Origin of the sequence: Mycobacterium sp. (genome assembly GCF_049647605.1) — a bacterium.
GTDB lineage: Bacteria > Actinomycetota > Actinomycetes > Mycobacteriales > Mycobacteriaceae > Mycobacterium.
In genome coordinates this window covers 1-20,743 of record NZ_JBARXZ010000010.1, presented here as the reverse complement: position 1 = coordinate 20,743, position 20,743 = coordinate 1, and the positions used below count along the sequence as shown (strand labels likewise).

The window sequence follows — 20,743 nt, the reverse complement described above, 5'->3', positions numbered from 1 at the left end:
TGGATAACGGTGGTGGTGTGTTGCCTCCGGGTCCGGGTGCTCCTGGTGTGCCGGTGGTGGATAACGGTGGTGGTGTGTTGCCTCCGGGTCCGGGTGCTCCTGGTGTGCCGGTGGTGGATAACGGTGGCGGCGCGTTGCCTCCGGGTCCGGGCGCCCCCGGTGCACCCGTCGTCGACAGCGGCGCCGTTGTGACCCCGCCGGCGCCCGGAACCCCCGGTGCACCGATCGTGGAGACCGGCAACATCGTGACCCCGCCGGCACCGGGAACCCCCGGCGTGCCGGTCGTCGAGACCGGCAACATCGTCACGCCTCCGGCACCGGGAACCCCCGGCGTGCCGGTCGTCGACAACGACAACATCGTCACACCGCCGGCGCCGGGAACCCCCGGCGAGCCGATCATCGAGACCCACCAGATCGTGACCCCGGGTACCCCAGGTACCCCGGGGACCCCGATCATCGAAACCGGCAACATCTCGAACCCGCCGGTGCCGCGCACTCCCGAAGTGCCGACCATCGATTTCGGTGGCATCGAGGTGCCGCCGGTGCCGGGTACCCCCGGCGTGCCGAGCCTCGACGGCGGAAACGTCTCCATCCCACCGCTTCCGGGTAACCCCGGCGTGCCGGCTCTCGAGTCCGGCAACATCGTCACACCGCCGGCCGTCGGCGACCCCGGTCTGCCGATCGTCGACAACGGTGGCGTCGTGACCCCGCCGGTTCCGGGTACCCCCGGAGCCCCCGTGGTCGACAACGGGGGTGTGGTCACCCCGCCCGCGCCCGGTGTCCCGGGCGCACCGGTCGTCGAGACCGGGAACCTCGTGACCCCTCCGGGGCCGGGTACTCCTGGTGTGCCGGTGGTGGACAACGGTGGTGGCGTGTTGCCTCCGGGGCCGGGTACTCCCGGTGCGCCGGTGGTGGACAACGGTGGTGGCGTGTTGCCTCCAGGACCGGGCACTCCCGCTGTGCCGCTGGGTAATCCCGGCGGAGGCGTAGTTCCCCCGACACCTCCGGTGCCGGGAGCGCCGATCAGCGATGCCGGCGGCGGAGCAGGAGCACTGCCCCCCGGTGGCGCGCCGATCGACGATGCCTCCGCGCTCGCAGGCCCGCCTGCCGGTGTCGGTGGCGGCGCTCCGCTGGAAGGTGCCGGTGGCGGTGCCGGTGCCGGACCTGGCGCACTGCCCGCGGATGCCATTCCGGTCGCGAATTCCGGTGGGGGAGTTGCCCCTCCGGCTCCGCCCGCCCCCGGTGCGCCGATCGTCGACGCGGGCGCCGTCGTGGCGCCCCCCGGACCTCCGGGACCCGGTGGTGGCTTTGGCGGCGGCATCCCCGGGGTGACTCCGCCGGCTCCTGGCGGACCCCCCGCGGGCATCCCGACCGGGATTCAGATCTCGACTCCGCCGGGGCCGGGTGTGCCCGGGGGCGGTGTGAATACCGGTGTGCCGGGCGTGACTCCGCCGGGACCGGGTCTGCCGGGCGGTGGCGTGAACACCGGTGTGCCGGGCGTGACCCCGCCGGGACCGGGCGTACCCGGAACCGACATCCCGACCGGAATTCAGATCTCGACTCCGCCGGCGCCGGGTGTGCCCGGGGGCGGTGTGAATACCGGTGTGCCGGGCGTGATTCCCCCAGGACCGGGTGCTCCGGGCGCGCAGATCTTCGATTCGTCCGCGCAGCTTCCTCCCGGCGTGCTGCCGGTGCTGGGCACCACGACCTCATGGTTGACGAATGTGCTGCCGCAGCCGACCCTTGGTGCCCCGCCCGCGTCGGCATCGGGATTCGCCAGTCTGTTCCCGACGCCGGGACTGGATCTGCCTGAGGTGCGCAACTTCCCGGTGCCGCTGCCCGACAACATCCCGCTGATCCCCACGGACTTCATCTGTGAGGGCACCGGATGGTCGGCCACCGCCAAGGGCGCCGACGGCCACAGCCTGCCGGCCACCCCGCCGGCGGATCGGCGCGACGACTGGGGCTGAGGTGTGGCGGCGCCACCCGCGGCGGTTGTTACTGACCGCTGCGGGTGGTGTCCCGGATCAACAGCGACAGTGCCCAACTGACCAGCGACAGCACGATGGCGCCCCAGATGGCGGTCCACCAGAACTCGTCGACATCCAGGCCCCAATGGGTGGTGTTGCGGGTGATCCACGACGTGATCCACAGCATCAGTGCATTGATCACGACATGGATCAGGCCGAGCGTCAGGATGTAGAGCGGCAGGGCGATCAGCTGCACGATCGGTTTGATGATCGCGTTGACCAGGCCGAAGATGATGGCGACCACCAAGATGATGCCGACCCGCGTCGCGGTGCTATCGCCACCGACAAAGCTGATTCCGGGCACCACCAACGTGACGACCCACAGTGCAAAACCGGTGAGTGCGGAACGGATCAGGAAGAGCGTCATGCGATGATCTTGGCACGGTCGCCGTTCCCGGTATCGACGTCGCCGGAGGTCCTTGGCGATGTGGCTGGTGCGCAACGCCTTTCGTGTTGCGACTCGCCTCACCCGGTGCGCCGGGGTGTGGCGTGGGCAACCCTCGGACCTGCGATGCCGGTCACGTGTCAGCAAGCTCACCCAAACGGTTGGTTTGTCACTTCGGTGCAGGTCGCGCACCGGAAAGCGGATCCCGTCCCCGTCGGGGTGTCTGGAATCCATGTCTGAGCCGACCCCCGACGGGTTACTGTGCGGGTTGGCGTTGTAACCGATACCGAACACTTGGAGGGTATGGATGAGCGGCTACAAGACCGTGGTGGTCGGCACGGACGGCTCGGATTCGTCGCTGCGTGCCGTCGACCGGGCGGGTGCCCTCGCTTCGGGCCCGGACGCGAAGGTCATCGTGGCCACCGCATACTTCCCGTCGGCCGAGGACTCCCGCGGTGTGGATGTGCTCAAGGATGAGGCCTACAAGGTCTCCGGCAACGCGCCGATCTACGCGATCCTGCGGGAAGCCAAGGACCGCGCGAAGGCAGCCGGCGCCGCCAACGTCGAGGAACGTCCGATTGTCGGCGCGCCCGTCGATGCACTCGTCGAACTCGCCGAAGAGGTCAAGGCGGACCTGTTGGTCGTCGGCAACGTCGGTTTGAGCACCATCGCGGGCCGGTTGCTGGGTTCGGTCCCGGCCAACGTGGCGCGTCGATCCAAGACCGATGTGCTGATCGTTCACACCACCTAGTCCCAGGCGGGGCTCACCAGCCCCGGGTACGCCATTCGCCGAGGTGCGGCCGCTCGGCACCGAGCGTGGTGTCGTCGCCGTGCCCCGGGTAGACGATCGTGTCGTCACCGAATCGGTCGAAGACCTTGGTGGCGACATCGTCGAGCAGGATCTCGAAGTCACCGGGCTGCCAGGTCTTGCCGATCCCACCGGGGAACAGGCAGTCGCCGGTGAACAGCTGCGTCACGCCGCCGGTGGCCTCACCGGACAACGCCAGCGCCACCGACGCCGGGGTGTGCCCGCGCAGGGTGATGACGTCGAAGGACAGGTCGCCGACGGTCACGGTGTCGCCGTCGGCGAGGTGCCGATCCGGCGTCACGGGGAGTTCCCGGCCGTCGACCTCGCTGGCTGCCGTGGGTGCGCTGGTTCCCGAGGCGAGCGCTTCCAGCGCCTGCCAATGGTCGAAGTGCTGGTGGGTGGTGACGATCAAAGCCAGGTTCGGGGCGTGCTCCCGGACGATGCCGAGCAGGGTGTCAGCGTCGTTGGCCGCATCGATGAGTAACGACTGGCCGGTGCGGGAACAGGTCACCACGTAGGCGTTGTTGTCCATGGGACCCACCGACACCTTCACGATCGAGGCGCCGGGCAGCGTGCGGCGGGCTGCGGTGCCGGATTCGACGTGGCCGGTGTACTGATCGTCGATGAGCGTCATGGCAGTCACGTTACTGGGCGGGGGAAACTTGTCGGTGGGGAGACATAGCATGGACGCCAACGCGTGCGGCCGGTCTCTCGGACATCGAGGCTCGGCCCTACGAACTGCAGAAACAAGCTGAAAGGTACCGGGTGGCAGAGCGCCTGATCGTCAAGGGTGCGCGCGAGCACAACCTGCGCAGTATCGACCTCGACCTGCCGCGCGACTCCCTGATCGTCTTCACCGGGCTGTCGGGATCGGGTAAGTCGTCGCTGGCGTTCGACACGATCTTCGCCGAAGGTCAGCGTCGCTATGTGGAATCGCTGTCGGCGTACGCGCGCCAGTTCCTGGGACAGATGGACAAGCCCGATGTCGACTTCATCGAGGGTTTGTCCCCGGCGGTGTCCATCGACCAGAAGTCGACCAACCGCAACCCGCGGTCCACCGTCGGCACCATCACCGAGGTCTACGACTACCTGCGGTTGCTGTACGCACGCGCCGGTAGCCCGCACTGCCCGGTCTGCGGCGAGAAGATCGCCAAGCAGACCCCGCAGCAGATCGTCGACCAGGTGTTGGCCATGGAGGAGGGCATCCGTTTCCAGGTGCTCGCGCCGGTGGTCCGCACCCGCAAGGGTGAGTTCGTCGACCTCTTCGAAAAGCTCAACACCCAGGGCTACAGCCGTGTCCGGGTCGACGGCACGGTGCATCCGCTCACCGATCCGCCCAAGCTCAAGAAGCAGGAAAAGCACGACATCGAGGTCGTCGTCGACCGCCTCACCGTCAAAGCATCCTCGAAGCAGCGCCTGACGGATTCGGTGGAGACCGCGCTCGGTCTGGCGGACGGCATCGTCGTCCTCGAGTTTGTCGACCAGGAAGAGGGTGCGGAGCACCGCGAACAGCGGTTCTCCGAGAAACTGGCCTGCCCCAACGGCCACGCGTTGGCCGTCGACGACCTGGAACCGCGGTCGTTCTCCTTCAACTCGCCCTACGGCGCCTGCCCCGAGTGCACCGGGCTGGGTATCCGCAAGGAAGTCGACCCCGAACTCGTGGTGCCCGATCCGGATCTGACCTTGGCCGAGGGCGCGGTGGCCCCGTGGTCCATGGGCCAGACCTCCGAGTACTTCACCCGGATGATGTCCGGTCTGGGTGATGCGATGGGCTTCGACGTCAACACTCCGTGGAAGAAGTTGCCGGCCAAGGCCCGCAAAGCCATCCTCGAAGGCTCCGACCATCAGGTGCACGTCAAGTACAAGAACCGTTACGGGCGCACCCGGTCCTACTACGCCGACTTCGAAGGCGTGATGGCGTTCCTGCAGCGCCGGATGGAGCAGACCGACTCCGAGCAGATGAAGGAACGTTACGACGGGTTCATGCGCGATGTCCCGTGCCCGGAGTGCAACGGCACCCGCCTCAAACCCGAGATCCTGGCGGTCACGCTGGCGGCGGGGGACTGGGGCGGCAAGTCGATCGCCGAGGTATGTGCGCTGTCCATCGCCGACTGCTCGGACTTCCTGAACGCGCTCACCCTCGGTCCGCGTGAGGCCGCGATCGCGGGACAGGTGCTCAAGGAGGTGCAGTCCAGGCTTGGCTTCCTGCTCGACGTCGGACTGGACTACCTGTCGTTGGAGCGGGCTGCGGGAACGCTGTCCGGCGGCGAGGCACAACGTATCCGGCTGGCCACCCAGATCGGTTCCGGTCTGGCCGGCGTGCTCTACGTCCTCGACGAGCCGTCCATCGGCCTGCATCAGCGCGACAACCGTCGACTGATCGAAACCCTCACGCGCCTGCGGGATCTCGGCAACACGCTGATTGTGGTCGAGCATGACGAAGACACCATCGCGCACGCCGACTGGGTGGTCGACATCGGCCCCGCGGCCGGTGAACACGGCGGCATGGTCGTACACAGCGGTACCTACGCCGATTTGCTGAAGAACCCGAAGTCGATCACCGGTGCCTACCTGGCGGGCCGGGAGAGCATCGAGGTGCCGGAAATCCGGCGTCCGGTGGACCACAAACGCCAGCTGACGGTGGTCGGCGCCCGTGAGCACAATCTCCAGGAGATCGACGTCGCGTTCCCCCTGGGCGTGCTCACGTCGGTGACCGGTGTGTCCGGGTCGGGTAAGTCGACGCTGGTCAACGACATCCTGGCCACGGTGCTGGCGAACAAGCTCAACGGCGCCCGCCAGGTGCCGGGTCGGCACACCCGAATCAACGGACTCGATCACCTCGACAAGTTGGTCCGCGTCGACCAGTCGCCGATCGGTCGCACACCGCGGTCCAATCCGGCGACCTACACCGGTGTGTTCGACAAGATCCGCACGCTGTTCGCGGCCACCACCGAGGCCAAGGTTCGCGGTTACCAGCCGGGCCGGTTCTCGTTCAACGTCAAAGGTGGCCGCTGCGAGGCCTGCTCGGGTGACGGCACCATCAAGATCGAGATGAACTTCCTGCCCGACGTGTACGTGCCGTGCGAGGTGTGCCACGGTGCGCGGTACAACCGGGAAACCCTCGAGGTGCACTACAAGGGCAAGACCATCTCCGAGGTGCTCGACATGCCGATCGAGGTGGCGACGGAGTTCTTCGAGCCCATCAGCTCGATCCACCGCTACCTCAAGACGCTGGTGGACGTCGGGCTCGGCTATGTCCGGCTGGGGCAGCCCGCGCCCACCCTGTCCGGTGGCGAGGCCCAGCGCGTCAAGCTGGCCGCCGAACTGCAGAAACGCTCCACCGGTCGCACTGTGTACATCCTCGACGAGCCGACCACCGGTCTGCACTTCGAGGACATCCGCAAGCTGTTGAAGGTGATCAACGGTCTTGTCGACAAGGGCAACTCGGTGATCGTCATCGAGCACAACTTGGATGTCATCAAGACCTCGGACTGGATCATCGACATGGGACCCGAGGGTGGGTCCGGCGGCGGCACCGTCGTCGCCCAGGGGGCGCCCGAAGACATTGCGGCCGTGCCGGAGAGCTACACGGGGAAGTTCCTGCGTGAGGTGCTCGAGGCACCGGTGAGCAAGCCGGCCCCGAAGCGGGCGCCGCGGAAACGCAAGGTCAGCGCTTAGCGGCCGTTGTCGACGCGATCGTTTTCGATGCGATCGCTTTCGACAGTGGCGACGGGAACCGTGGGCTGACCTTGGTGCCGGCCAGCCAATCGGTGAGCTCGGTTGCCTTGCGGTCCAATGCTTTCCGCGCCGGGGCGCCGGGGTCCTCGATCAGGTGCAGCTGTACCCGCGCGCTGCTGTCCTGACTCCAGGCGCCGATGACCCGTCCGTTGAACCAGACGGTGGGTCCGGCATTGCCGTTGGTGTCGAACACTTGGCTGCGGTGCGCGCCGATGTACCAGTCCCGTTCCACCCAGCCCATGGTGGTGACGTCGAGGCTGGGTAGCAGCGCCACCCACGGGTCCGGGGTGCTCACCGGTTCCAGGTCATCGGCCAGGGCGTATCCCGGAGTGCCGTCCATGTCGACTGCGACCGCACCGACGGCGGCGAGCGCGGCCCGGCTGGCGGTCAGGGTGCTGCCGAACCACCACTTCAGATCGGTGAGGCTGGCCGGACCAAAGGCGTGCAGCCAGCTCCGCACCAGCTCGGCATGCGCCTGCTCGGCGGGCAGCCGCTCGATCGGCCCCAGCCAGTTCTCCGTGCTGACCCACCGTGGGCGTGAGGTCACCCACGAACCCGCGTTGGGGCCGCGGACGATGGCGCCGCTGACCGACAACACCGTCATGACGCGTGGTGCCACGTGACCGATTCCGCCCCAGGTCTTTCCGGGCGCCGGGTCGTAGGTGCCGGTCAACTCGGGTAGCGCGGTCCGCAGTTCGGTGGTGCTGGCCTCACCGTGCTCACCCAGATGCTCCAGTACCGCCGCCGCGGCGGTGTCCAGCCACGCCGCACCGTCCGCTGCGACACCGGCGGATTCGATATCGGCGATGAGCCGTCGGCGTTCGTTGGCAGCCACTCGGTCGCTGGCGCCGGGCAGCACCGCCGCCAGGTCAGGGGAGGGGATCAGCCACAAGGTCCGCCGCATCGCAAGCTGTTTGACCAAGCTCCGGTGCTGGTACATTTCGGCGTCCAGCGCGGCGATGGTGAAGTCGGGCCGACGGGCCCACAGCGACAGGTACGGCGTGGTCGGGTCGGTGGCGTGCCAGCCGACCAGGGCGCCCGTCATCTCCGGGATCGGCGGTATCTCATCGGGGGTCCCGAGAAAGTGCCGGTGTGCCAGCCGTGCCCGCCGCTCGGCGACGCTGAATGTTCTCAGCTGTCTTCGGACTTCATCTGGGCGCGGATCTGTGCCAACCGCTCAGCGGCGGCCCGCTGGCGAGCCTCGTACTGCTGGTCGACACTGCGACCTTCGGGCGTTTCGGCATCCAGCTCGGCAGAGCCCATCGCGGTACCGAAGCGGGTCTCGATCTTCTCGCGGACCGACTCGAAGGTGGGAACGCCGCCGGCGGTGTACCCGGCGTCGGGCCCGATGCCGATGGGCTCGGCCGGCACCGCGACGGCGGGCTCCGGCGGCAGCACTTCGGCATCGACGATTTCGGCATCCTCGAGCGGTTTGTCGGGCATCAGCCCACGGTACCGCCGAGCGGTGACACCGCAGCCTCCCGGCGCTCTGTCAGGTGGCGTGAAACGCGGCGTCGATGGCGGCCGGGGCGCCGGGCAACGGAACCGGCGGGACATCGGGGGTGTGGACGGCACCGGCCAGCCAAGGCAAGGACTGGGCGAATGCGGCGGAGGCGAACGGCCAATCGTGACTTCCGGGCTGGGGCACCACCGCACAGTCGATGCCGACAGACCGGCCGGTTGCACACAACTTCTGGGCGGCATCGGCCTGGCTCGCCTGACCGAAGCTGGCCATGGGGCTGACAAACATTCCGGTTTCGCCGGCATACACACCGTGGCGGGTCAGCGCCGTCACCGGGTCGAAGCTCGCCTGGGAGGCGGTGTCACCGCCGTAGAGCCGGGTCAGCGTCTGCGCCGGGGTACCGGCGTTCGGCGCCAGATCCCCGGCGATGTCCTCGAACACGCTGAACTGATCGGGATGCATGCTCGCGAGGTCGACGGCGCAGGTGCCGCCCATCGACCATCCGGCCACTGCCCAGTTCGACCGATCCGTGCTCGTCCCGAAGTGAGAAACAAGGTAGGGGACAACATCTTTGGTGAGGTGGTCGGCGGCGTTGCCGCGCGGCCCATTGACACATTCGGTGTCGTTGTGGAACGTGCCCACCGCATCGGCAAAAACGAATACCGGCGCATTGCCGTGGTGAGCCGCGGCGAAAGTATCGATGGTGGTGATCGCGTTGCCGGCCCGCACCCAGTCAGCCGGGGTGTTGAACTCGCCGCCGATCATCATGACCGCCGGCAGGGCTGGGGGCGGCGAGGAGGCGAACCACGCGGGCGGCAGGTAGACCAGCTCGCTGCGATGCGGGAACCGCGACGCGTCTCCGGGGATGCTGACCGAGATGACGCTGCCTCTCGGCGGTAGCGTGTGTGCCTGCTGACTGTGCGCGGCGAGTGCGGTGACCCCGGAGGAGTCCGTCTGATCTGGCAGCGGGCCGGCGTTGATCTGATTCCAGGCCGCCTGCACATCGGGGACGTAACCCACCCACAGGTTCACCGACAGCGCGGCGCTGAGCACACACAACGGCACCGCCAGCACCGACACCACCCGCCGCCACACTCCGGCGCTGCGCCAGCCGAGGACCACCACCGTGACCGCCAGGCCGCTCACCGCGACCCACGCCCACAGACCCGCCGGTGCCGGCGTACCGGCCCAGCCTTGGTCCACGACAAACCAGTGGGCCCACACCACCACGGCGATACCGACCAGCACCGCGACCGGCAGGAGCGCGCGGCGCCACCGGCGCGTCCGCCAGCCGACCGCACCCACCACCGCCGCAGCGGCTATCACCTGCACTGCCGTGGGCAGTACCCCATGCATCAACGAAAGCGACACAGAATCATCGTGAATCGTGATCCTGATCGAGGGCTGGGAGGGCGCTGAGATCTATCGCGGTTTTGCCAACGGGAACGGCAAGGTCTCGCGGATGCTGCGACCCGTGATCAGCATCACGATCCGGTCCACACCCATTCCGAGGCCACCCGTCGGCGGCATCGCGTACTCCAGTGCCTGCAAGAAGTCCTCGTCGAGTTCCATGGCTTCGGGGTCGCCGCCGGCAGCCAGCATCGACTGCTCGTGCAGGCGCCGGCGCTGCAGCACCGGATCGGTCAGTTCGCTGTACGCAGTGCCCAGTTCGACACCCCAGGCCACCAGGTCCCAGCGCTCTGCCACACCGGGCTTGCTGCGATGGGGGCGGGTCAGTGGTGACACCGAGGCCGGGAAATCGGTGTAGAACGTCGGTGCCTCGGTGCGGTCCTCCACCAGATGTTCGTACATCTCCAACACGACCGCGCCGGCGTCCCAATGCGTCTGGTACGGAATGCCCGCCGCGTCGCACAGCTTGCGGAGGGCCGGGACGCCGGTGTCGACGTCGACCTGTTCGCCCAGGGCCTCGGACACCGCGTCGTGCACGGTCTTGACCGCCCACTGCCCGGAAATGTCCACCGGTTCGAGGCGGCCATCGGTGCTGCCCGGTTTCGGCCGCATCACCACATGCGCCCCGTTGGCGGCCTGGGCCGCGTTCTGGATCAGTTCGCGGCAACCGTCGATCCACACCAGGTAGTCGGCGTGGGCCTGATAGGCCTCCAACAGAGTGAACTCGGGGTTGTGGCTGAAGTCGACGCCCTCGTTGCGGAACGCCCGCCCGAGCTCGAAGACCCGCTCGACGCCACCCACACACAGCCGCTTGAGATACAGCTCCGGCGCGATCCGCAGATACAGGTCCAGATCGTAGGCGTTGATGTGGGTGGTGAATGGCCGCGCGTTGGCGCCACCGTGGATCTGCTGCAGGATCGGGGTTTCGACCTCGAGGAAACCCTTGTCGAACAATGTTTCCCGGATCGAGTGCAGTACCTGACTGCGCGCCCGGATCAGATCGCGGGACTCGGTGTTGATGGCCAGGTCGACGTACCGGGCCCGCACCCGGGCCTCCTGGTCGGTCAGGCCCTTCCACTTGTCCGGCAGCGGCCGCAGGCATTTGCCGATCAGCCGCCACCGGTGGACCAGCACCGAACGGGTTCCGGAGTTGCTGACGCCCATGACACCGGTGACCTCGACGAGGTCTCCGAGGTCGATGGCGGCGGTGAAGTCGGCGTTGCTTCCCTCGCTGAGCTGTGAATTGTCCAGTAGCACTTGCGTTTCACCCGACCAGTCGCGCAGCTGGGCGAACAGCACACCGCCGTAGTCGCGCAGCCGCAGAATACGTCCCGCCACGGTGACGGCAGTGCCGTCGGGGCAGTTCAGCGCTTGCGTGACTGTGTGACTGGGTGCCTGCCCGACGGGGTAGGCGTCAACTCCACTGTCCTGCAGGGACTTCAGCTTTGCCATCCGGACCCGCACCTGCTCGGGCAGGCGGGGGACGCTCGGCGCTTCGGTGAAATCTGGCGGTAGCGCCGCGGCGTCGGGAGTGGACCCGTCGTCGTGCAATGCGCCGGTCCGAACCAGTGCTTCGGGTACCGCCGAGCGCTGCCCGGTGTGCTGCTTGTCGCGGCGACTGAACGGCAGGATCAGGAATCCCTCGGCGATCACCGAGGCCACGCCGACGCGTGGCACCAAGCGGGCATCTTCGTAGCAGGCGAAGCGCGGCACCCATTCTGGCTGGTACTTCATGTTGGACCGGTACAGCGTCTCGAGCTGCCACCACCGGGAGAAGAAGACCAGAAGCGCCCGCCACAACCGGGCCACCGGGCCGGCTCCCAGCTGCGCGCCTTCCTCGAACGCCGACCGGAACATCGCGAAGTTCAGTGAGATGCGGGTGATCCCGTGGCTCTCGCCCTGCAGGCAGAGCTCGCTGACCATCAGTTCGATCGTGCCGTTCGGTGATTGGGGAGATCGCCGCATCACATCGAGTGAGACACCGTTGCTGCCCCACGGCACCAGCGACAGCATCGCCACCACGTCACCGCTGTCGGTGACGGCCTCGGCCAGAAGGCAGTCGGAGTCGGCCGCGTCTCCCAGGCGGCCCAGCGCCATGGAGAAGCCGCGTTCGGTTTCGGTGTCCCGCCAGTCGTCCGCGCGCACGATGACCTCTGCCATCTCGGCGGCCGACAGCTCCCGGTGGCGGCGCAGACGCACCGTCAGCCCGGCGCGACGGGCGCGGGTGACGGCCTGGCGTACCGGCTTCATATCCGGGCCGGACAGCTTGAACCTGTCGGGGTACAGGATGGCCTCGTCGCCGAGTTCGAGGGCGTGCAGTCCGGCGTCGCCAAAAGCCTGTGCGGCGGTGGCGCTGGCGCCCATCACTCCGGGCGCCCAACCGTAGGTCTCACACAGCCGCAGCCAGGCCTCGATGGCGCCGGGCCAGGCGCGCGGGTCGCCCACCGGGTCACCGCTGGCCAGGCAGACGCCGACCTCGACGCGGTAAGTGACGGCGGCGCGGCCGTCGGGGGAGAACACCACCGACTTGTCGCGCCGGGTCGCGAAGTAACCCAGCGAGTCGTTCTTGCCGTACACCTCCAGGAGGCCCCGGATGGCCGATTCGTCCTCGCCGGTCAGAGCGTTGTCGGATTGCTGGGAGCGGAACAGCACGATCGCCGCGCCCATCAGCGCCAAGGCCCCGAACAAGCCGAGCAATGCGTTGACGACAACATGCGGGTGCTGGTCGTCGAACGTGCCCGGATCGACGCCGGCAAACGCGACCACCCGGTTGGCGGCATAGAGCAGTCGGTAGTCGCGCTCCAGCGTGCCCGGGAACAGCTCCAGCAGCCCCCAGCCGACCAGGATGCCCAGTGTCATCCCCGCCAGCAGGGTGCCCAGGGCTTTGAACAGTGCCGCCCGGCGCACCTTGGCCCAGAACTGTTTGTGCGCCAGCACCAGGAACGCGATGGCCGCGACGTGGAAGACCAGCCCGATGACCTCGCCGAGTTCCTCGCGGATCGACTCGTCACCGCTGACGAGTTCGGCGATGTTCACGAAGGCGGCGGCCATCATGTACAGCACCAGGATCCACCAGGCGATCCGTTTGCGTGCCGCCAACGCCGCAGCCAGCAGCGTCAGCACAAACGCCCAGGCGAAGCTGGTGTCCGGGAAGTTGAAGATGTAGTCGTCGACGAACTCGCGGGGAACCCGGATGATGTGCCTGACCAACGGCGAGATGCTGGCCAGCAGCGCCAGGGTGGCGATGGTGCCGACCGTCCAGCCAGCCGCGGCGGGAACCCAGCGATAGCGGGTCGGGAATCGGTTCACCGTGCGGTCGACAATGGTCATAGGCCGCGAGGATATTCGCTGGTCTGGACAATCGGGCGGAGAAACCCTCTGACGGGCTACCAGACGGGGCCGGTGTACTTCTCGCCCGGACCCTTGCCGGGCTCCTCGGGTGCCGCGCTGGCCTCCCGGAACGCCAGTTGCAAACTCTTGAGCCCGTCGCGGATGGGGCCGGCGTGTGGACCGAGATACTCGACCGAGGCAGTCACCAGGCCGGCCAGCGCGTTGATCAGCCTGCGTGCCTCGTCGAGGTCGCGGTAGGGGCTGTCGTCGGGGTCGGGATGCGACAGTCCCAGCTTCTCGGCGGCCGCGCTCATCAACATCACCGCCGAACGGGTGATCACCTCGACGGCTGGGACCTCGGCAAGTTCGCGTACCGGTCCGGCCTCTCCTTCGTAGGCGGGCCCCGGTTCAATTCTGGGATCATCGGTCATGCCTGCTAGACTTCCATGCGCGACCGTCCCGGCTCAGGCCAGGGACAGCAAGTGGAGTCCCACTCCCACCGTTGGCCTCAATGGCTCAACGGTTCCGGTCACCGGCATCTAGATGCCAGTTCTGCGTTCTGCGCAGGCGGTTCAGTCCGCGACCGGTCGGCTTGGGCCCTGCTATATGCAGGGCTTTTTTGCTGATGATGTGGTGTTCACCAGCTGTTCCAGTCGGTCACGACACAGTGGAACAACGAGGGAGGCCCCATCAGCACTGAGACCCGCATCAACGAGCGTATCCGCGTACCTGAAGTCCGTTTGATCGGACCAGGAGGCGAGCAGGTCGGCATCGTGCGCATCGAAGATGCACTGCGCGTAGCTGCCGACGCCGATCTCGACCTTGTCGAAGTGGCGCCAGACGCCAAGCCGCCGGTCTGCAAGATCATGGACTACGGCAAGTTCAAGTACGAGACGGCACTCAAAGAGCGCGAGTCCCGTAAGAACCAGCAGCAGACAGTCGTCAAGGAACAGAAGCTGCGTCCCAAGATCGATCCCCACGACTACGAGACCAAGAAGGGTCACGTCGTCCGCTTCCTCGAAGCAGGGTCGAAGGTCAAGGTGACGATCATGTTCCGCGGTCGTGAGCAGTCCCGCCCAGAGCTGGGTTACCGGCTGCTGCAGCGCCTCGGCGCCGACGTCGCGGACTACGGCTTCGTCGAGACGTCGGCCAAGCAGGACGGCCGCAACATGACGATGGTGTTGGCGCCTCACCGTGGTGCGAAGACTCGCGCCAAAGCGGCGCATGACGCCGACGCACCTGCACAACGCCCCGCGGCGGCCGCACCCACCGAGGCGCAGCCTCCCGCCAATCCAGATACCACCCAGCAGAACTGAGGATCACATGCCCAAGGCCAAGACCCACAGCGGCGCCTCCAAGCGATTCCGTCGCACTGGCACCGGCAAGATCGTTCGGCAGAAGGCCGGCCGTCGCCACCTGCTCGAGCACAAGGCCACCAAGCGCACCCGTCGTCTCGACGGCCGGACCGTGGTTGCCAGCACCGACACCAAGCGTGTCAACGCGATGCTCAACGGCTGATTCAGCCGGATCAGGGCCGACCGGGCCCACCAAACCTCTCTGACCGAACGTAGATAGAACAGGAACACCCCATGGCACGCGTGAAGCGCGCAGTCAACGCCCAGAAGAAGCGGCGCACAGTCCTCAAGGCGTCGAAGGGCTACCGCGGCCAGCGGTCACGGCTCTACCGCAAGGCCAAAGAGCAGCAGCTGCACTCATTGACCTACGCATACCGGGACCGTCGCGCCCGTAAGGGCGAGTTCCGCAAGCTGTGGATCTCGCGTATCAACGCCGCGGCACGTGCCAACGACATCACCTACAACCGCCTCATCCAGGGCCTCAAGGCCGCCGGTGTCGAGGTGGACCGGAAGAACCTCGCCGAGATCGCCGTCAGCGATCCGGCTGCGTTCGCCGCGCTGGCCGAGGTGGCCAAGGCTGCCCTGCCTGCTGATGTCAACGCGCCCGCCGAAGAGGCTGCCTGACGCTCACCGAGCGCTCCAACCGGGTAGCTGCGGCGATCAAGCTGCAGCGTCCCGCCGGACGTCGCCACGCCGCACGTTTTCTCGCCGAAGGTCCCAACCTCGTCGAGGCAGCGTTGCGGCGTGGTCTCGTCGAGGAGGTCTTCGTGACCGAGGAAGCCGCGCTCCGTTTCGCCGATCTGCTCACCGATACGACCGCACATCTGGTCACCGACCGGGCGGCCAAACTGCTGTCGGACACCGTCACCCCGGTTGGTCTGGTTGCGGTCTGCCGGCAGCCCGAGGTGGCGCTCGCCGATGTCCTTGAAGCGCCCCAACTGGTGGCGGTGGCAGTCGAGACTTCTGATCCGGGTAATGCGGGCACGCTGATCCGGATCGCCGATGCCATGGGCGCTGATGCCTTCATCCTGTCCGGCAACAGTGTGGATCCGTACAACGCAAAATGCTTGCGGTCCTCGGCCGGCAGCATCTTCTCCGTACCGGTCATCGAAGTGCCGGACACCGCCGAGCTGCTCTCGAAACTGGTGTCCGCGAAACTGGTCGTTCTGGCGGCGACGCTCGACGGCGAGGCATCGCTGGATGACGTTGACTTGACGGTGCCGACGGCCTGGCTCTTCGGGTCCGAGGCGCACGGGCTTTCGGTGGCTGACGCTGCAGCCGCTGATGTGCGGGTGACCATCCCGATGTCCGGTGGGGCCGAGAGCCTCAATGTGGCTGCGGCCGCCGCGATCTGCCTTTATCAGAGTGCGGCCGCGCACCGGGCGTCGCCGTAACACTGCTTACCCAAAAGTGCGGCCCCAGGAAGGTTCCTGGGGCCGCACTTTGCTTGGAGCTATCGGACGACGACGTAGACCGTCTTGGTGTTCTCCGGCGCGAACTCGTGGCGGGCATTGGCTCCGTATCCGCCTTCGTTACCGTTGTTGGTGTTGGTGTGGCTGAACGTTGGACCCTGGCCCACGGAGACGACATCGGCTTGGGCCAGCGGCGAATCCGACAGCCGGTTGACCACAACCTTGTAGCCCTGCTGCTGCAGGCTGGAGATGGTGTCCTGGGCGTTGCCGGCACCGGTGGGGGCCGCGAGCGCGGGGGCAGCCAGCCCGACCAGGCTCAGGAAGCCCGCGGTCAGGGCGGTGGCTGCGACTGTGGCGAATCCGAACTTGTTCATGATCGTGCTTCTCTCGTGTCTGGCGGTTGTTCGGATCGGTTCGGGATTGTTCTCGTTCCGGTCTGACGGATATAACCGCCCACAGCAGAGCATGATTTCCGGTTGGCAGAGATTGCACCACGGCTGGCAGAAACCGGCCGCTTGGGCTCGATTGGCGTCCCAAGTGATCCGCCGCCATGCGGCCGGAGCCGTTGCAGGCTGTCAGTAGTCCCGCAGCAACCCCTTGGCGACGTGGGTGATCTGCACTTCATTGCTCCCGGCGTAGATCATCAGCGACTTCGCATCGCGCGCCAGCTGCTCGACTCGGTACTCGGTCATGTAGCCGTTCCCGCCGAACAACTGCACCGCGTCCATCGCCACGTCGGTGGCCGCCTGCGAGCAGTAGTACTTGATGGCCGACGCCTCGGCCAGTGAGATCGTCGTGTTGCTCTGAGATGCCTCGATCACCCGGAACAGCATGTTGCGCACATTCATCCGGGCCACCTCCATGTTCGCCAGCTTCAACTGGATCAACTGGAACTGCCCGATCTCCTTGCCCCACAGGGTGCGGGTCCGCGCGTAGTCGACCGACAGTCGCAAGCATTCCTCGATGACTCCCAGCGCCATGGCGGCCACTCCGATGCGCTCGGCGGAGAAACTGGACCGGGCGCTTTCGCGGCCTTGATCAGCGCCGTCGGAGTCTCCCTCGGTTTCCCCCAGCAGTCGGTCTTTGCCGAGCCGGACGTTGTTGAAGAACAATTCACCGGTGCGAGACGAGTGAATACCCATCTTGCGGAAGGGTTTTGACTGGACAAAGCCTTCCATGCCTTTGTCGAGGACGAAGGTGAGGACCTTGCGGTCCCGCTTGTCGACGGTCGGGTCGCCCTCATCCAGCTTGGCGTAGATGACGACAACATCGGCGTCGGGTCCGTTGGTGATGAACGTTTTCTGCCCGTTGAGGATGTAATCGTCGCCGTCGCGGGTCACATACGATTTCATGCCGCCAAAGGCATCGGAACCCGAGTCCGGTTCGGTGATGGCCCAGGCGCCGACCTTCTCGTAGGTGACCAGCTCGGGAAGCCAACGTTCCTGCTGGGCCAGCGTTCCGCGGCTCATGATGGTGGGCACGGTCAAGCCGAGGCTCACGCCCATCCCGGTCACCACACCCATCGACACCCGGCACAGTTCGCTGATCACCACGAAGGCCATGCCGCCTTGTTCGCCCCCGAACATGCCGCCGCCGCCGGATTTCGGTTCGCCACCGTTACGCAGCTTGGCCAGCCGCTTCTCCAATGAATCGCGCGCCATCGTGTCGATCCCGAAGGTGGTGAACAGCTTCCGGACGACCGGGTATGGCTCCATCTCGCCGCTTTCGAGAGCGTCGACGTGCGGACGGATCTCCTTGTCGACGAATTGGCGCACGGCGTCACGTACCGCGAGGTCGACATCGGACCACTCGATCATCGGGTTTCTCTCGATTCGGTTGTAGGTAGTGGATTGTTCAGGTCATGCTGCCGAACGCCGGCCCCGCGCGGGGCGGATTCCGGCGAGTGAGAACGTCGTGTGCATCAGGGACCCGGCGCGCTCGGCAAGCGCCTTGGGAACGTTGGGCAGCCCCGGCCGCCGTGGCGGCACGTAGTGCATCGGCAGGCCCTTGCGATCGCGTGGCGGGGCCATGAAAAACGGTGCCTCCACCAGCGGTTTGTCCTCGGCGTCGCGACCGGAGGCCCTCCGATAGGCCGCCAGGGCGCGCGGATGCAGCCGGATCTCGTCCGGCACCGCCAGGAACAGGATCTCGACGGCCTTTCCGAACAGCCGCAGCAGTATTTCGTCGCCCGGCGTCCAGCGCATCCCGGCTTTCTCTCGCAGCACCGGGTCGAAGACGCCGGCGGCGATCCAGCGCTCGCCGGCCACCAGTGGCCGGAACAGCTGATCCCACAACGGTGTCGGCATCAGCACGAACTTCGGTTTGGGGATCCGGATGTCGAAGATGTCGAGCGTGGCGCGGTTGAGCTCCAGCTCGTCACGGCAGGTGCGTTCCCAGTACTGGCAGAAGTCTTCCCACGATTCCGGTACCGGACGCATGCTCATGCCGTACAGCCGGTACCACTGGACATGCTCGTCGAACAGTTGGTGCTTCTCGGCGTCGGTGAGGCCACCACAGAAGTACTCCGCCGCGTTGATGATCAACATGAAGAACGTGGCGTGCGCCCAGTAGAAGGTCTCCGGATTCAAGGCGTGGTACCTGCGCCCCTGCGGGTCTACACCTTTGATGGTGGTGTGGAAGTTCCTGATCTGCTCGCCGGTCAGCCCGGCGCGCTCACCGTCGTAGACCACGCCCATGATGGGGTAGACCGAGCGCGCGACCCGCTGTAGCGGTTCCCGTAGCAGGATCGAATGGTCTTCGACGCCGGCGCCCAGCTGTGGGTACATGTTCTGGATCGCGCCGATCCAGACACCGAGCAGTCCGGTGCGCAGATCACCGAAATACTTCCAGGTCAACGAGTCCGGGCCCAGGGGATCGGCTGGAGTCTGCCTGTCCATCGCGCCTCCCGATTCGTGCCAGATAGCGCCCACGGTAGTGCTGACAACCTTCGTTGTCCATTGCGGTTTCGTTTTGCGTCTCTGGGATGGTGGCCGTGATCGTGTTGACCGCTGTAGGTTCTCAAACTCGATGTTCCACTCATGTCCTTTAGGGCACGCATATGAGACTGACGTCGATCTCGGGTGGGTGAAGGTGCAAGTCGGCCCCCTCATCTCGTATAATTAGGGTACTAAAATGATCGCGACAGGCAAGCCAAGAGTCGGATAGAGCGCCCCGTCGTTTCGTCTACCCCAGTGAGCGATACCGCTACCGGAGTCGCGTTCGGTCGATATTGGCGATGAGCTCTGGGCGGTGCCAGGCAGACGTCCACAGACAAGAACGACACAGGCGCAATAAGGGGCAGTGTGGATGATTCAATGGCCGAGGATCTTCGGCAGAAACTATCCACCGTGGGGGAGGAGCATTCTGCCGAACTCGCGCGATCCGAAGCCCAGTTGTTGCCCCTCGCTGAGACTGCCGTCGAACTGTCGGCTCCGGTTGAATCCTGAGCAGCCTGCTCCGGGGTGGTTTCTAGGTGCGGTCGCAACACCTCTCGAGATTCTGGAGGTTATGTTGACATCATCGCGTCGTGTGAAGAAAGGCCCAGGTCGGCGTCCGCAGTCGGCTAAGCGTCAGCGGTTCATGGAGCTGCGGGCTCGAGGGTGGAGTGTGCGGGCGGCGGCCCGCGAAGTAGGGGTATCCCGGTCTGCGGGGACGAACTGGTCCCGCGGTTACAAGACCTACCGCAACGGCGTCGTGGTCGGATTCGTAGAGCCGCTGGATCGCCTGGCCGTCCGCGAGGTCAGCTCGCGCTACCTGTCCCAGGACGATCGCATCGAGATCGCCGATCTGCGTCAAACCGGGCTGAGTCTGCGGGCGATCGCCAGTCGGCTCAAACGAGCACCCTCGACGATCTCCAGGGAGCTGCGGCGCAACTCGGTAGCCGGGCGCGAATATCGGCCCTTTGAGGCTCATCGTCGCGCCACCGTGCGCCGAGGACGTCACCACCGGCGCCGGGTCGAGACCAATGATCACCTCGGCGCCGTAGTCGCCGAGCTGCTGCTTCGGCGATGGAGCCCGCAGCAACTCAGCCGCCATCTCCGCCAGCGCTTCCCCGACGATCCGTCGATGTGGTTGTGCACGGAAAGTATCTATCAGGCTGTCTACCAACCGAATTCGCGCTTCATGCGACCTTCGCCATTGGCGCCGCACCGCCGCTCACCGCTACGCACCGGTCGGGATCACCGTCGGGCGCACCAGCGCCAGCAGCGCCGGCGACCGAGATTCCAGCAGCCGATGCTCACGATCCACGACCGGCCTTTCCCGCCACCGGACCGGTCCGAAGCCGGCCACTGGGAAGGGGACCTCATTATCGGAAACAACCACCTCTCGGCGATCGCCACGCTGGTTGAACGCCAGACCCGGATGGTGCGGTTGGTGCACCTGGCCCGCAGTGACGCCGACTCGCTACACACCGCTTTAGTGGCCCGCATGCAGGACTTGCCGTCTGAGCTGATGCGGTCGATCACCTGGGACCAGGGCACCGAGATGGCGCGCCACCTCGCCACCGCCGACAAGCTCGGCGCGCCGGTGTATTTTTGCGACTCCCGATCACCCTGGCAACGCGGCACCAATGAGAACACCAACGGGCTGCTGCGCGACTACTTCCCCAAGGGGGTCAGCCTCGCTAACCACTTACCGGCGCACCTGTTGGCCGTCGAGCACGAACTCAACGGTCGGCCCCGCATGGTCCTCCAAGACCGTTGTCCGGCCGACTTATTCGCCGCCCTGTTAGCCTCTAACGATCCGTCAGTGTTGCGACGTTGACTAGAACCCACCCCGGAACCACCTGCTCACTTTTCGACCGGAACTGACA

Annotated in this window: 17 protein-coding genes and 1 pseudogene; 8 read left to right on the top strand and 10 right to left on the bottom strand. The window is 66.4% G+C overall.

Going from position 1 to position 20,743, the window contains the following annotated elements; translation table 11 throughout:
- A pseudogene (locus WBB07_RS01375) lies at positions 1-1,970 on the top strand (hypothetical protein); the annotation flags it as partial.
- Between the two features lie 28 nt (positions 1,971-1,998).
- On the opposite strand, the gene WBB07_RS01370 reads toward WBB07_RS01375, so the two are convergent.
- Positions 1,999-2,397, bottom strand: coding sequence for a phage holin family protein (locus WBB07_RS01370; RefSeq protein ID WP_526304001.1), 399 nt, complete (start codon positions 2,395-2,397; stop codon positions 1,999-2,001).
- A gap of 325 nt (positions 2,398-2,722) precedes the next feature.
- Between WBB07_RS01370 and WBB07_RS01365 the strand changes: the two genes are divergently transcribed.
- Positions 2,723-3,166 (top strand): universal stress protein, encoded by a 444-nt coding sequence (locus WBB07_RS01365; protein WP_526303999.1) that lies wholly within the window; start codon positions 2,723-2,725, stop codon positions 3,164-3,166.
- A gap of 13 nt (positions 3,167-3,179) precedes the next feature.
- Here WBB07_RS01365 and WBB07_RS01360 read toward each other — a convergent pair whose 3' ends face one another.
- On the bottom strand, positions 3,180-3,857 hold the full coding sequence (locus WBB07_RS01360) for an MBL fold metallo-hydrolase (RefSeq protein ID WP_526303997.1): 678 nt from the start codon (positions 3,855-3,857) through the stop codon (positions 3,180-3,182).
- 131 nt (positions 3,858-3,988) lie between these two features.
- On the opposite strand from WBB07_RS01360, the gene uvrA reads away from it, so the two are divergent.
- Positions 3,989-6,901 carry an excinuclease ABC subunit UvrA gene (uvrA, locus tag WBB07_RS01355; protein WP_526303995.1) on the top strand — a complete coding sequence of 971 codons (2,913 nt, stop codon included), beginning with the start codon at positions 3,989-3,991 and terminating at the stop codon, positions 6,899-6,901.
- On the opposite strand, the gene WBB07_RS01350 is transcribed toward uvrA, so the two are convergent.
- From WBB07_RS01350 to WBB07_RS01330, 5 genes are all read right to left on the bottom strand, one after another.
- A complete protein-coding gene (locus tag WBB07_RS01350; protein WP_526304009.1) occupies positions 6,891-8,096 on the bottom strand; it encodes a DNA glycosylase AlkZ-like family protein in 1,206 nt (401 codons plus the stop codon). The genes uvrA and WBB07_RS01350 overlap by 11 nt on opposite strands.
- Positions 8,093-8,404 carry a hypothetical protein gene (locus WBB07_RS01345; RefSeq protein ID WP_526303993.1) on the bottom strand — a complete coding sequence of 104 codons (312 nt, stop codon included), beginning with the start codon at positions 8,402-8,404 and terminating at the stop codon, positions 8,093-8,095. Before WBB07_RS01345 ends, WBB07_RS01350 begins: the two co-directional genes overlap by 4 nt.
- Positions 8,405-8,453: 49 nt before the next feature.
- On the bottom strand, positions 8,454-9,779 hold the full coding sequence (locus tag WBB07_RS01340; RefSeq protein ID WP_526304007.1) for an alpha/beta hydrolase: 1,326 nt from the start codon (positions 9,777-9,779) through the stop codon (positions 8,454-8,456).
- A gap of 66 nt (positions 9,780-9,845) precedes the next feature.
- A complete protein-coding gene (gene lysX / locus WBB07_RS01335; protein WP_526303991.1) occupies positions 9,846-13,163 on the bottom strand; it encodes a bifunctional lysylphosphatidylglycerol synthetase/lysine--tRNA ligase LysX in 3,318 nt (1,105 codons plus the stop codon).
- A gap of 56 nt (positions 13,164-13,219) precedes the next feature.
- On the bottom strand, positions 13,220-13,594 hold the full coding sequence (locus WBB07_RS01330; RefSeq protein ID WP_526303989.1) for a DUF1844 domain-containing protein: 375 nt from the start codon (positions 13,592-13,594) through the stop codon (positions 13,220-13,222).
- Between the two features lie 258 nt (positions 13,595-13,852).
- Between WBB07_RS01330 and infC the strand changes: the two genes are divergently transcribed.
- The 4 genes from infC (at position 13,853) to WBB07_RS01310 (ending at position 15,912) form a co-directional block, all read left to right on the top strand.
- A complete protein-coding gene (infC, locus tag WBB07_RS01325) occupies positions 13,853-14,479 on the top strand; it encodes a translation initiation factor IF-3 (protein WP_526304005.1) in 627 nt (208 codons plus the stop codon).
- Between the two features lie 7 nt (positions 14,480-14,486).
- Entirely contained in the window at positions 14,487-14,681 is a 195-nt protein-coding gene (gene rpmI, locus WBB07_RS01320; RefSeq protein WP_526303987.1) for a 50S ribosomal protein L35, read from the top strand.
- Positions 14,682-14,752: 71 nt separating this feature from the next.
- Complete coding sequence (gene rplT / locus WBB07_RS01315; RefSeq protein ID WP_526303985.1) at positions 14,753-15,142, top strand: 50S ribosomal protein L20; 390 nt, start codon at positions 14,753-14,755, stop codon at positions 15,140-15,142.
- A complete protein-coding gene (locus tag WBB07_RS01310) occupies positions 15,139-15,912 on the top strand; it encodes a TrmH family RNA methyltransferase (protein WP_526304003.1) in 774 nt (257 codons plus the stop codon). Before rplT ends, WBB07_RS01310 begins: the two co-directional genes overlap by 4 nt.
- Before the next feature lie 59 nt (positions 15,913-15,971).
- On the opposite strand, the gene WBB07_RS01305 is transcribed toward WBB07_RS01310, so the two are convergent.
- The 3 genes from WBB07_RS01305 to WBB07_RS01295 all read right to left on the bottom strand — a co-directional run bounded on the left by WBB07_RS01305 (position 15,972) and on the right by WBB07_RS01295 (position 18,827).
- Complete coding sequence (locus WBB07_RS01305; RefSeq protein ID WP_526303983.1) at positions 15,972-16,304, bottom strand: hypothetical protein; 333 nt, start codon at positions 16,302-16,304, stop codon at positions 15,972-15,974.
- Between the two features lie 201 nt (positions 16,305-16,505).
- The gene (locus WBB07_RS01300; RefSeq protein WP_526303981.1) at positions 16,506-17,747 is read right to left on the bottom strand and encodes an acyl-CoA dehydrogenase family protein; all 1,242 of its coding nucleotides are present in this window, start codon (positions 17,745-17,747) and stop codon (positions 16,506-16,508) included.
- Positions 17,748-17,789: 42 nt separating this feature from the next.
- Positions 17,790-18,827 carry an oxygenase MpaB family protein gene (locus WBB07_RS01295; protein ID WP_526303979.1) on the bottom strand — a complete coding sequence of 346 codons (1,038 nt, stop codon included), beginning with the start codon at positions 18,825-18,827 and terminating at the stop codon, positions 17,790-17,792.
- A 610-nt stretch (positions 18,828-19,437) separates the two neighbouring features.
- On the opposite strand from WBB07_RS01295, the gene WBB07_RS01290 reads away from it, so the two are divergent.
- Complete coding sequence (locus WBB07_RS01290) at positions 19,438-20,694, top strand: IS30 family transposase (RefSeq protein ID WP_526303977.1); 1,257 nt, start codon at positions 19,438-19,440, stop codon at positions 20,692-20,694.
- The last annotated feature ends 49 nt before the right edge of the window (positions 20,695-20,743 follow it).

Excerpts from the sequence above, each read along its gene's own strand:
- WBB07_RS01370 (WP_526304001.1), bottom strand. The coding sequence starts at position 2,397 with ATGACGCTCTTCCTGATCCGTTCCGCACTCACCGGTTTTGCACTGTGG.
- WBB07_RS01365 (WP_526303999.1), top strand. The coding sequence starts at position 2,723 with ATGAGCGGCTACAAGACCGTGGTGGTCGGCACGGACGGCTCGGATTCG.
- WBB07_RS01360 (WP_526303997.1), bottom strand. The coding sequence starts at position 3,857 with ATGACGCTCATCGACGATCAGTACACCGGCCACGTCGAATCCGGCACC.
- WBB07_RS01345 (WP_526303993.1), bottom strand. The coding sequence starts at position 8,404 with ATGCCCGACAAACCGCTCGAGGATGCCGAAATCGTCGATGCCGAAGTG.
- WBB07_RS01340 (WP_526304007.1), bottom strand. The coding sequence starts at position 9,779 with ATGCATGGGGTACTGCCCACGGCAGTGCAGGTGATAGCCGCTGCGGCG.
- lysX (WP_526303991.1), bottom strand. The coding sequence starts at position 13,163 with ATGACCATTGTCGACCGCACGGTGAACCGATTCCCGACCCGCTATCGC.
- WBB07_RS01330 (WP_526303989.1), bottom strand. The coding sequence starts at position 13,594 with ATGACCGATGATCCCAGAATTGAACCGGGGCCCGCCTACGAAGGAGAG.
- rpmI (WP_526303987.1), top strand. The coding sequence starts at position 14,487 with ATGCCCAAGGCCAAGACCCACAGCGGCGCCTCCAAGCGATTCCGTCGC.
- rplT (WP_526303985.1), top strand. The coding sequence starts at position 14,753 with ATGGCACGCGTGAAGCGCGCAGTCAACGCCCAGAAGAAGCGGCGCACA.
- WBB07_RS01305 (WP_526303983.1), bottom strand. The coding sequence starts at position 16,304 with ATGAACAAGTTCGGATTCGCCACAGTCGCAGCCACCGCCCTGACCGCG.
- WBB07_RS01300 (WP_526303981.1), bottom strand. The coding sequence starts at position 17,747 with ATGATCGAGTGGTCCGATGTCGACCTCGCGGTACGTGACGCCGTGCGC.
- WBB07_RS01295 (WP_526303979.1), bottom strand. The coding sequence starts at position 18,827 with ATGGACAGGCAGACTCCAGCCGATCCCCTGGGCCCGGACTCGTTGACC.
- WBB07_RS01290 (WP_526303977.1), top strand. The coding sequence starts at position 19,438 with ATGTTGACATCATCGCGTCGTGTGAAGAAAGGCCCAGGTCGGCGTCCG.